Below are 11,963 nucleotides of genomic sequence, written 5' to 3'. Positions count from 1 at the left end.
GTTATGAAAACTGCTGCTGCCCCCTACAAACCGGCGTTGCGCTGGAATGGTCTGACCCGGTTCTACGACCAGGTCATGGCACTGACCATGCGCGAAGATCGGTTTCGGACGCTACTGCTCGAACCGATCCGAAACCACAAACCCCGGTATGTGCTGGATGTGGGATGCGGCACCGGTACGCAGGCTTTGCTGTTGCATCGTCAATTTACGGAGGCCAGTGTGTTTGGGCTTGATGGCGACAAGACCGCCTTAGCAATTGCCCAACAGAAACACGCTGTGGTAGGCTGGCCCATCGTTCTGGATCAAGGTCTTTCTACAGCCCTCCCCTATCCTGATGAAAGCATGGATATTGTGACCTGTAGCTTATTGCTCCATCACTTGTCGGATACCGATAAGAAGCAGTCCATTGGAGAAATGCGCCGGGTACTCACATCAGGTGGTACGCTGATGCTGGCCGATTGGGGCAAACCCGCTAATGAATTTATGCGGCTGCTCTTTTTCGGTCTTCAGCTTTTCGATGGGTTCGATACCACGAAAGCTAATGTGGAAGGACTCATTCCGAATATGCTCTACGATGAGGGCTTTAAACAAATTACGCAAACCGGCCAGGTGAATACACTCTTTGGCACACTGGCCATTTATTACGCGAAATCATGAAGCTCGTCCGTACAGTATGGGTGCTATTGATGCTATTAGTTACGGCACAACTTGGATTGGGACACGGTGGTCACAAAAAAAAGGGGCGTTTGGACTCGACGGGGCGGCCTTCCGCTCGGCACGATTCGGCTTTGGTACAACCAAACTCAATAAATCATGCCGGCATAGTGACCGATAGCCTTAACAAGGTAGAAGTTCAGACCACGGCAACTATGCCTGCCCCGTTGGATGACTATCCGACGTACCACCCTATGGTCGTACACATTCCAATTGTTTTGCTTCTGCTCGCTGCACTGCTGCAACTCGTCGCAGTCTTCCGGCCATCGGGACCACTGAACTGGCTAACCTTAGTGGTTGCACTCGGTGGAACGGTAGGGGCCTACGTAGCTGGTACGTATGTACATCCGCACACGGACGGTCTGAGCAATGCAGCACAGGCGGCTTTGGAAACCCACGAAACCTACGCTGACTATACGGTTTGGTTGGGCCTCGCTGGTACACTGCTGAAAGGAATAACACTCTGGCGACCCTTAAAGTGGCTGGAGGGGTTTACAGCTATCGCCCTCGTCGGCGCGGGTATTGCGGTGGGGCTGGCCGGGCATCAGGGGGGAGCATTGACGTACCTGTACGGTATTGGACCACGCGGAGCTTACCTCGAACAGCATGAGGAAGGGTCCGCCGATGGTAACAGGCATGAACACAAACATCCGAACGACAAACACTAAGGTCAGATGAACCGAGCCTGGCATCTTCGCATTCGCAAAACCCACCGGTATTTGGGACTATTTATCGGTATTCAGTTTCTGCTCTGGACGCTGGGCGGGCTGTATTTTAGTTGGTCGAATCTGGACGACATTCACGGCGACCACCTCAAACGCCCGGCTGCCACATTTCCGGCTTCGCTGTCGCTGGTTTCACCCTCGGCTCCCTTACGGGCTTTGCAGCAAAAAGGTGTCGATTCTATCCAGAACATAGCCCTTATCGACGTATTGAATCAGCCTCTTTACCAACTAAACTACCGGATGCAGCACAGTAACGGCCACGCAATGGCGCACGTGCAGTTGGCCGACGCAACGACGGGACAACTCAGGGGTGAACTGACGCAGGCAGAAGCTACCGCGTTAGCCAAACAACGCTTTGCCGGGCCATCTACCGTTGAACAAGTCGAGTATCTGACAAGTACCAACGGTCACCACGAATACCGTGAAAAACCTCTGCCTGCCTATGCGGTTACGTTCCGGCAACCGGCTCACGCGACCGTGTATGTAGCGGCTCAGTTGGGCACCGTGCAAAGCATTCGCACAGACCCCTGGCGCGTATTCGATGTACTCTGGATGCTGCATACAATGGATTACGAAGGCCGCGACGACATCAACAATGGGTTGCTTCGGGCCTTTTCGGTGCTGGGATTGCTCACCATTTCATCAGGGTTTACGCTCTACTTTGGTTCATCACCCGGTTTGCGCCGACGCGCGAAGTCGGGTGGAAAACCCGTTCGATTAACTTCTTAATCAAATTTTCAACCAATCAATTCTGTACAACCAATGAAAACGATTCGATTGACTGTAGCCACCCTGGGCCTGTCGCTTTTCTCGCTCGTCGCTTCGGCACAGACAACCACCCCCGCACTCACGGCCTACTACAACGTGAAAGATGCTTTAGTGGCCACCGATGGAGCCAAAGCTAAAGCCGGAGCAACGGCTTTGGTAGCTGCCCTCGGTAAAGTGGATGCGGCCAAACTTTCGGCCACTGACAAGAACGCCCTGAATACAGCAAAAACGAAGGCAACTGCCATTAGCAAGAGCACCGACGTGGACGCGCAGCGCGAAGCCTTTGAGGGTCTCTCGATGGGCATGATCGCGCTGGCAAAAGCCACTAAACCCGCTAAAACCTACGTGCAGTTCTGCCCGATGGCCGCTGAGGGCAAAGGTGCATCATGGCTCAGCGACAAGCGCGAAGTACGCAACCCTTACTACGGCGACAAAATGCTGAAGTGTGGATCGGTAAAAGAAGAAATTTAATCGAACCGCCGAAGCGGCAGTAAACGCCCCGGAGATGGTTCATTTCTTTGGTCGAACCGATGAATAGGCGATTTCCGGGGCCACCTATAGACGATGGCCCAACAGGAATTATTTATCAAGAACATGGTGTGCGACCGCTGCATCTGGGTCGTGCGAACCGAACTGGAACGGCTCGGCTATTCAGTGGCTCAGGTAGAATTGGGACGGGTGGTTATCAGCAGCCCCGCCGTTGACATCACCCTCGTCCGTCCGATGCTGGAAGGGCATGGTTTCGCCCTGTTGACCGATAAAACTACTCGCGTAGTCAATCAGGTCAAAACACTCATTATCGACTTAATTCAGAGTGGCCGGATTGCCGAACTTCGGACAACGCTCTCCGATTATTTGTCGGAAAACGTCGGGTTGGATTACGCACATCTAAGTCATCTGTTTTCCTCGACGGAGAATTTAACCATCGAGAAATTCTGGATTATGCAACGGGTGGAACGGGCTAAAGAACTGTTGAGCTACGACGAAATGCCCATCAGCGATATTGCCAAGCAGTTGGGCTATAGCAGCGTGGCCTACCTGACCAACCAATTTAAGCAGATAACGGGGCTTACACCAGCCACCTACCGGAACCAAAACACGGCGGACCGTAATCCATTAGATTGGATTTAAGGTTCATCCATTTAATTGACTATCAATCACTAACTCACTGGAGTATGAACCTTTCATTAGCAGGCTTTTCTTCCCTTCTGTCTGAGCTTGGCGGCATTCAGTAGCTCGGCGCAGCAGAACGCTCATCAATCGCCTTGTCAGGCCGAAGCGAGTAGAGCCATCAAAACGCTAATTGAAAGGGAGGTTGGTAGCTTTATTAGGTAAAATCTTGCAAGCGGGTGCGGGAATTGTATAACGGACCCGCCCCGTTTAGTAGCGACCTTTGCAGAGTAATTTAGACAAACCTGTAAACGGTCATGGAAACGATTAAACTAAAAACCAATATCAAGTGTGGGGGCTGCATTGCCACGGTAACGCCTTTTTTAAACGAATCTGTTGGAGCGGGTAACTGGCAGGTTGATACGCAGAACCCCGATAAAATACTGACGGTGCAGACGGAAGCGGTTACAGCCGATACAGTCAAAGCTGCCGTTCAGCAGGCAGGCTACAAAGCCGAGTTGCTATCGTAACAGATACGGTAAGCCCTCGCTTTTGCAAAGCCGCCACTCACAGGCGGCTTTTTTCATTAGCTGTCTATTCAGATAAGACACTTAAACAGGCCGGGTCGCGCAGACCGATACACCGGCCAATCGGTATGATTGAAGGCTTGATAAAATTTTCGCTCCGTAACCGATTCGTCGTCCTGCTAATTGCAGCGGGACTATTCGGCTGGGGGGTATATTCGGTGAAGACGAGTAAGATCGACGCGATTCCCGATCTGTCGGAGAATCAGGTCATCGTTTTTACCGAATGGATGGGGCGCTCTCCGCAGCTCATCGAAGACCAGATTACCTACCCATTAGTGACGAACCTCCAGGGGTTACCGCAGGTGAAGTACGTGCGCGGTACGTCTATGTTCGGCATGAGTTTCGTCTATGTCATTTTCAACGACGACACGGAGGTGTATTGGGCCAGGGAGCGGGTGCTGGAACGGCTCAACTACGCGGCCCGGCTGCTACCGGGGGGCGTTTCGCCGACGCTTGGTCCCGACGGAACAGGTGTGGGACATATTCTGTGGTACACGTTGGACGCGCCCGGTATGGACCTCGGCGAACAGAGGGCCGTACAGGATTGGTACGTCAAGTTTGGGTTGCAGAACGTGCCGGGCGTAGCCGAAATCGCGTCGTTTGGTGGCTTTCAAAAGCAATACCAGGTTACGCTTGACCCCAACAAACTGACCTACTATGGTTTGTCCGTACCGCAGGTCATCGGGGCTATCCGCGCCAACAACAACGAAGCCGGGGGCCGCAAGTTTGAACTCAGCGGTATCGGCTACATCATTAAAACGACGGGCTATCTGCAATCGGTCGAGCAGATTCAGAACATTCCGCTGAAGACGATCAGCAGCGTTCCCGTGCGCGTAGCCGACGTAGCGACGGTGCAGATGACGGGTGAAACCCGGCTGGGCATCTTCGACTTGAACGGGCAGGGTGAGGCTGTGGGCGGCATCGTGGTGATGCGCTACGGCGAGAACGCCGACGAGGTGATTGGCAACGTCAAGAAGAAAATGGAAGAAGTCGCCAAGGGTCTTCCCAAAGGCGTAACGTTCAATATCGTCTATGACCGTAGTGGGCTGATTCAGGAATCGGTCGCGTCGATTCAGCACACGTTGATCGAAGAAATGATTGTGGTGTCGCTTGTGGTAATTCTGTTCCTCCTTCACTGGCGGTCGGCCATCAGCATCATCATTCAGATACCGATCACCATCGCCACGAGCTTTATTCTGCTCAACGCCTTTGATATTTCCTCAAACATTATGTCCCTAACGGGCATCGCGCTGGCTATCGGGGTAATCGTCGATAACGGCATCATCATGGCCGAAAACGCTTATAAGAACTTAGCGATTCGGCAGGCAGAACTGACCGCTGAACCGCACCAGCGGACCGGCGACGGGATAAAGCCTGATTCACCACCAGGGCAGGTCAATGGCACGGCATCGGCCACGAACAACAACGGACAAGGGGGTTATGTCAACGGGCAATCGGACCCCGGACCGCGCTCGGCTAAACCAACCCGGCAAACGCGCTAACATCATGTGGAAGAAGATAAAAAGATGGCTGGGCTACGGGCCAAAAAACTACGCAGAGATACCCGAAGACGAGCGGCTGGCGATCATCGAGCGGTCAAGTATTCAGGTGTCGCGGGGAGTGTTCTACTCGACCATCATCATTATTACGTCATTTCTACCAGTGTTTCTGCTAACCGGGCAGGAAGGAAAGTTGTTTCACCCACTGGCCTGGACCAAAACCTTTATCCTGCTGGTTGATGCGCTATTAGTGGTTACGCTGGCCCCGGTGATGCTGTCCCTATTCATGAAGGGCCGCTTCAAGGATGACCACGCTAATCCGATTAATCGCTTCTTAGAGCGGGTCTATGAACCCATCATCCGGTGGGTAATGCGCTGGCGCAAAACAACCATTGGTATCAACCTGCTGGCTCTTGCCGTGAGCGTACCGATGCTGATGAGTCTCGGTTCGGAGTTTATGCCGCCGTTGGATGAACAAAGTATTCTGTTCATGCCCGTGACGTTGCCCGACGTATCGAACGCAGAAGCTAAACGGATTTTGCAGGTACAGGACAAGTTGATTAAGTCGGTACCGGAAGTCGATAAAGTGTTGGGGAAAGCGGGACGGGCTTCGACGGCTACGGATAACTCGCCGATCAGCATGATTGAGACCATCATTATGCTCAAACCCAAGTCCGAGTGGCGGGACGGCCTCACTAAGAAAGACCTGATTAACGAACTGGATGCCAAACTTCAGATTCCGGGCGTGGTCAACGGCTGGACGCAGCCCATCATCAACCGAATCAATATGCTCTCCACAGGCATCCGTACCGACGTGGGCATTAAGGTACACGGACAGTCACTCGACAGCATTTACGCCGTATCGGAACAGGTAAAAGCGGCTTTGAACGGGGTGCCGGGCGTGAAAGACCTCTACGTTGAACCTGTTACGGGTGGTAAGTATTTAACCATCGACGTGAACCGCGACGCGCTGGGTCGCTACGGGCTAAGTGTGGACGATGTGAACGGCGTAGTCGAATCAGCCATTGGTGGTTCACCCATCGGGCAGACCATCGAGGGGCGACGGCGGTTCTCGATCAACGTGCGGCTGGCGCAAGACTACCGCAACAGCATCGAACGCATCCGGCGCATTCCCATCGCTACGGCCGCTTTCGGTACGGTTCCGCTCTCGGCGGTGGCGACGGTACGCTTTGAAGATGGTCCACCGATGATTACGTCGGACAATGCCCTTTTGCGTGGGGCGGTGATGTTCAACGTGCGTGACCGCGATTTGGGAGGAACGGTGCAGGAAGCTATCGCCAAAGTGAACCGGGAATTGACCCTACCCAACGGCTACTTTCTGGAATGGAGCGGACAGTACGAAAACCTCATCCGGGGGCAACGAACGCTGCTGCTGATCGCACCCATCGTGCTGGTGGTCATTTTCCTCTCCCTGTATCTGGCCTTCGGCTCGGCACGGGAAGCGTTTCTGAGTTTGATTACGATTCCCTTTGCGCTGATCGGCGGGGCGTACATGGTCTATTTCTATGGAGTAAACCTATCAGTAGCCGTGGCAGTGGGTTTTATCGCCTTATTCGGTATTGCAGTTGAAACAGGTGTGGTGATGGTAATCTACCTCAACGATGCCATGAAGCAACTGGTCGCCAAGCGGGGCAACTCCCGCGAGTCTATCAGCCGTGACGAACTACGCGAATACGTCATCAACGGGGCGGCTAAACGGCTTCGGCCCAAAATCATGACCGTATCGGTGGCCCTGTTCGGCTTAGTGCCGGTATTGTGGGCGGCTGGCGTGGGGAGCGACGTCATGTTGCCTATCGTGCTGCCAATGATCGGGGGGGTGTTGACCTCCTCCACGCATATTCTGTTAGTGACTCCGCTCATCTTCCTGATGACCAAGGAGTACGAATTACGCAAGTTTGGTAAACTCGACGTATTAGATGCTTCGCATTAATCTCATACTTATTCTTTTCCTGCTGACGATACGCAGCTACGGGCAGATACCCGTGCGACCGGAACGCCGGAGCGGGACCGCCCCCGTACTGCCCTTAGATAGTGTGTTGGTCCGTATCGACCTGAATAACCCACTGCTTAAACCCTTTGGAAGCCGGGCCGCTGCCGCCCGTGCCTACGCTGAGGGTGCGCGTAGCTGGATGGCCCCAATGGTTGGTGTGGGTACATTCATGGCTCCCTATCCAGCACAAATGATTATGGACGAGCGCGATAAAGGTTTCGGTATGGTTTCGGTCGAACAGGACATTCCCAATCCGGTAAAACAACGGGCTACGCGGGTCTTTCAGCAGTCGAAAGCGGCTGTTGAGGAAGCCGGGCGGGGGGTGACACTCAACCGACTCCGCTCTGATGCCAAACAACTCTATTTCGACTGGCTGGTACTGGAAAAACGGCGGGTGGTGCTGGCCGAAAACCGGCGCATTCTGCAACTGATGAAGAAATTAGCCGACATCCGCTACCCCTACCAGCAGGGTAGTCTGGGCAACGTCTATAAAGCGGAAGGTCGGCTCTACGAGTTGGACAACATGGTCACGATGACTGAAGCCGACATCGAGCGCAAACGCATCGGCCTGAATACGCTGATGAACCGGCCCCGAACCGAGCCGTTCCGCATTGACACCACCCTCCGGCCTGTCGAACCGCAACCCGCCTTACCAACAACGGAAGAAATTGGTCAGGTACGTTCAGACATTCGGCGGATGGACCGGCAAATCTTGAGTATGCAGGCAGGTATTGAAGCGCAAAAGGTGCAGGCCCGGCCCGACTTCCGCATCCGCTTCGACCATATGCAGCCATTCGCCGGGGTAAAGAGCATGATGCCCACACAGTTTACGCTGATGGGCATGATTTCGATACCGATTGTCCCCTGGGCCTCCCGGATGTACAAGGCTGAAATTAAAGGAATGCAGCAGGACATCGAAGCCATGCGCTACGAGCGGGAAGGGATGCTCAACGAAACGCAGGGCATGGTGGCACAGATGCTGACCGATATTCGGACTATGCGGACGCAGTTGGACAACTACGAACAGCGGGTGATCCCAACACTTCGCAAGAATTACGATACGCAGGTAATCGCCTACGAGCAAAACAAGGGCGAATTGCCGGTGGTGATTGATGCCTGGGAGACATTAAACATGACGCAGATGGACTACCTGACGCGGCTTGGAGACTATTACCGCATGATTGTCAGCTATGAACGAGAACTGGAGAAATAAACGGTGGTTGCAGTCCGTGGCTTGGCTAATGGTACTGATTCTGGTATTTGTTGCTGGTTGTAAAACAGGCAATGAGAACAAGGAGTCAACCACCCCCGCTAACCGTGCGACGGACCGCCCCAACGTAGCAAGTCATGAAGGGCATGGACACGCGAATGAAGAGGAAGTCTATACCTGCCCGATGCATCCGCAAATTGTGCAGGATAAACCCGGTTCTTGTCCCATTTGCGGTATGGACTTGGTGAAGAAAGCGGGTATGAGCGGGGATAGCGTAGTGGTTGATGCTGACCTAAAGGCCCTGCTGCAACCAACCAACTCGGTTGTGGTAGCCAACATTGCGACGGTTCATCCTGAACGACGTAGCGAAGCCGTGACGGTAGAAGCCAACGGTATTGTAACCTACGACACCCGGCAACTCTACACGATTCCGGCTCGGTTCGGGGGGAGGGTGGAAAAGCTGTACGTGCGTTTCAATTATCAGCCCATTCGCAAGGGACAGAAGTTGCTGGAACTCTATAGCGCCGACATCGTTACGGCACAACGGGAACTATTCTACCTGCTTGATGCGGATGCGGACAACGGTCCCCTTGTTGCAGCAGCCAAACAAAAGCTTCGATTGCTTGGCGTAACGGACGGGCAGATTACCGACCTCGTTCGCACCCGCAAACCCAGCTACTCGCTGGCCATGTTCAGCCCCTACGATGGTTACGTAGTGGAGGAAAACGCGGCTACGCCTGCCGCGCCAACGCCCGCTGCGGGTGGTATGAGCAGTGGCGGAGAGGCAGGTATGGGTGGTGGCGGAATGACTTCGACCGGCACTGACGAAATCACATTTGCTCAACCGTCTCCCTCAACCGGGGGCGGGACCATCGGCGGTTCGCTGCTGTTGCGTGAAGGGCAGTACGTACAAACCGGTCAAACCCTGTTCCGGGTAGCAAATTCAAGCCGGTTGTGGGCCGAATTTCGACTGTACGCCCGTGATGCTGTCGGCATCAAACCCGGTGATGCCCTGACCATCTCGTTTGATCAGACGGGTGGGCCTTCGCGTCCGGCGCGGGTAAGTTTCGTAGTGCCTTTCGTAGAGAATGGCAATCCATTTGTGACCATACGCGCCTATCTATCAGGCCGTAATTCGGTGCGCGTTGGCCAACTGGCCCGCGCTCAGATTCGCCGGAAAGCAACAGAGGGGCTTTGGGTACCAGCAACTGCCGTGCTGGATTTAGGCAACGAACAGGTCGTGTTTGTTCAGGGTGAGACAAAGAACACCTACCGCCCCGTGCGGGTTCAGGCGGGTGTTCGGTCGGGCGACTCCGTTGCCATACGGAGCGGTCTAACCGAAGAACAAACGGTGGCCCAAAATGCTCAGTTTTTAATTGATAGTGAAAGCTTTGTCAACGTAACGCAGGCCGGGCCGCGCTCGGCTACCCCATGATATGATACGACGATGGATATACGGATCGGCGGCACTCTTGATGCTGCTCAATGCCGGGTGCAAATCGGGCGGATCGACCTCAACCAAAGGAACCGACTCGACGCAGATTGCCAGCAGCGACGATCACAGCGGTCATAATCACAGTCCTAATGAAGAAGGTGGCACGACCTATACCTGCCCGATGCACCCGCAAATTGTGCAGTCGTCGCCGGGAACTTGCCCTATTTGTAGCATGGACCTGGTGCCAGTGGTGAAGACTGGAGAGAAGGCGGCTGAGATTGTGCTTAGTGCCAGCCAGATGCAACTAGCCAATGTAATAGTACAACCCGTGTCGTCTGGCAGTATAGGCAACAACACGGTCCTGAACGCCCGGTTAGCCGCCGATCAGCAGCAGACCGATGTTATCAGCAGCCGCGTAGCCGGGCGCATTGAACGACTCTACGTGAAAGAGACGGGCCAGCCGATCCGCAAAGGGCAGGTACTCTACGAGATATACAGTGAATCCCTGCTTACCCAACAGCAGGAATACCTGATCGCCTTGCAACAGGAAGCCGAATTGGGAACGACTGAAAAACGATATAGCCAGTTTCGGCAAGCCGCCGAGCAAAAACTTCGGCTTTACGGCATGACTGCCGAACAGATTGCCGGATTAGCCCGCACTAAAAAGGTGCTGCCCCGCATCCCATTTGTAGCTCCATCAGGCGGTACCGTGACGGAAATTGCGGCCAGTGAGGGACAGTACGTGAGCGAAGGGGCGTTGCTCTACCGATTGGCTAACCTGGGTCAGCTTTGGGTCGAAGCCGAACTTTACGCCGGGGAATCCAGGTATGTGAAGGTTGGCGATAGGCTACCCGTGCAGGTAGTTGGCTACGAAGGTCAGCAACCGCAAACCGCACGAGTGGCATTTATTGACCCTGAATACCGGGCAGGGAGCCAGGTACTGGTGATGCGGGCCGTGATTTCCAATCCGGGGGGACGCTATCAGCCGGGTCAGCAGGCGCGGGTGCTGCTGCGGCATGGCGTACAGCGCGGGCTAACCTTGCCGGTTGATGCAGTCGTGCGGGCCGGGCAGGGGGCGGTAGTATTTGTACAGACGGGCCAGGGACAGTCGGAAGGCCGCACCCCCGATGGGTCGGCCTTTCAGCCACGCCTGGTACAAACCGGCACCGAGACCGATCAGCGCGTAGCCATCACGAAAGGGCTGAACGGCGACGAGACCATTGCCATGTCAGGGGCGTATCTGCTCTACAGTGAACTGATTCTCAAAAAAGGCGTAAACCCGTTTACCCAAAAGGCTGACGAGGAGGGGGTGAAATCGACTCCTAACGGCGAGACAAATCCCACGCCGGTACCGGTAGCTACTAACCAAGCCGCGTCAGCTTCCCGAACACCCAACGTCCATACGGTACCGGATGGGTTTAAAAAGCAGCTAACGGAGGTTTATGAAGCTTCACTAAAACTAACTGAATCGCTCGTCGGCTCCGATGTTAATCGGAGCAAGGCCGCTGCGGGCGGGGTAGAAAAGGCTCTGTCTGGCGCGGACATGATGCTTCTTTCCGGTCAGGCGCATACAGATTGGATGAAGTACCTCAACGCGATGAATGCGGCCTTGAAAGCGATTCGTGGCACGGGCGATCTAGAAAAACAACGAACGGCCTACGCGCAGTTTGAAGATGGTTTGTATCGAAGCGTAAAAGCATTTGGCGTAACCGACAAACCCATTTACAGGCAGTACTGCCCGATGGCCCTGAACAACAAAGGCAGCTACTGGCTCAGTGATAAGGAACCGATCCGTAATCCCTACTTCGGGGATCAGATGTTGACTTGCGGAGAAACGAAGGAGGTAATCAAGTAGCGACGCCCTGCGCTCACGTAACAAATGCTGGTAGATGGGCATGGTAAAA

Annotated in this window: 11 protein-coding genes; all 11 read left to right on the top strand. The window is 54.3% G+C overall.

Annotated features, from left to right (window positions below; all coding sequences use genetic code 11):
- The first annotated feature begins 3 nt into the window (after positions 1-3).
- The 11 genes from DYU11_RS31880 (at position 4) to DYU11_RS31830 (ending at position 11,914) form a co-directional block, all read left to right on the top strand.
- Positions 4-657: a class I SAM-dependent methyltransferase gene (locus DYU11_RS31880; RefSeq protein WP_119671807.1), complete on the top strand. Its 654-nt coding sequence runs from the start codon at positions 4-6 to the stop codon at positions 655-657.
- A 251-nt stretch (positions 658-908) separates the two neighbouring features.
- Positions 909-1,382: a DUF2231 domain-containing protein gene (locus DYU11_RS31875; protein WP_229366156.1), complete on the top strand. Its 474-nt coding sequence runs from the start codon at positions 909-911 to the stop codon at positions 1,380-1,382.
- Positions 1,383-1,388: 6 nt separating this feature from the next.
- Positions 1,389-2,168, top strand: a complete 780-nt coding sequence (locus DYU11_RS31870; protein WP_119671805.1) for a hypothetical protein — start codon at positions 1,389-1,391, stop codon at positions 2,166-2,168.
- 33 nt (positions 2,169-2,201) lie between these two features.
- Positions 2,202-2,678: a DUF3347 domain-containing protein gene (locus DYU11_RS31865; protein ID WP_119671804.1), complete on the top strand. Its 477-nt coding sequence runs from the start codon at positions 2,202-2,204 to the stop codon at positions 2,676-2,678.
- Between the two features lie 93 nt (positions 2,679-2,771).
- Positions 2,772-3,338 (top strand): helix-turn-helix domain-containing protein, encoded by a 567-nt coding sequence (locus tag DYU11_RS31860; protein ID WP_119671803.1) that lies wholly within the window; start codon positions 2,772-2,774, stop codon positions 3,336-3,338.
- Positions 3,339-3,634: 296 nt separating this feature from the next.
- Entirely contained in the window at positions 3,635-3,847 is a 213-nt protein-coding gene (locus DYU11_RS31855) for a heavy-metal-associated domain-containing protein (RefSeq protein WP_119671802.1), read from the top strand.
- Between the two features lie 125 nt (positions 3,848-3,972).
- Entirely contained in the window at positions 3,973-5,406 is a 1,434-nt protein-coding gene (locus DYU11_RS31850) for an efflux RND transporter permease subunit (protein WP_119671801.1), read from the top strand.
- Positions 5,407-5,410: 4 nt separating this feature from the next.
- Entirely contained in the window at positions 5,411-7,354 is a 1,944-nt protein-coding gene (locus DYU11_RS31845; RefSeq protein WP_119671800.1) for an efflux RND transporter permease subunit, read from the top strand.
- Positions 7,341-8,627, top strand: coding sequence for a TolC family protein (locus DYU11_RS31840; protein WP_119671799.1), 1,287 nt, complete (start codon positions 7,341-7,343; stop codon positions 8,625-8,627). Before DYU11_RS31845 ends, DYU11_RS31840 begins: the two co-directional genes overlap by 14 nt.
- On the top strand, positions 8,605-10,059 hold the full coding sequence (locus DYU11_RS31835; RefSeq protein WP_119671798.1) for a heavy metal-binding domain-containing protein: 1,455 nt from the start codon (positions 8,605-8,607) through the stop codon (positions 10,057-10,059). The genes DYU11_RS31840 and DYU11_RS31835 overlap by 23 nt, the downstream gene beginning before the upstream one ends.
- 1 nt (position 10,060) lies before the next feature.
- Positions 10,061-11,914 carry a DUF3347 domain-containing protein gene (locus DYU11_RS31830; protein ID WP_119671797.1) on the top strand — a complete coding sequence of 618 codons (1,854 nt, stop codon included), beginning with the start codon at positions 10,061-10,063 and terminating at the stop codon, positions 11,912-11,914.
- Positions 11,915-11,963 lie beyond the last annotated feature (49 nt).

Origin of the sequence: Fibrisoma montanum (genome assembly GCF_003583365.1) — a bacterium.
GTDB lineage: Bacteria > Bacteroidota > Bacteroidia > Cytophagales > Spirosomataceae > Fibrisoma > Fibrisoma montanum.
The sequence above is the reverse complement of the archived record's forward strand: the minus strand, read 5'-3'. Positions and strand labels throughout refer to the sequence as shown.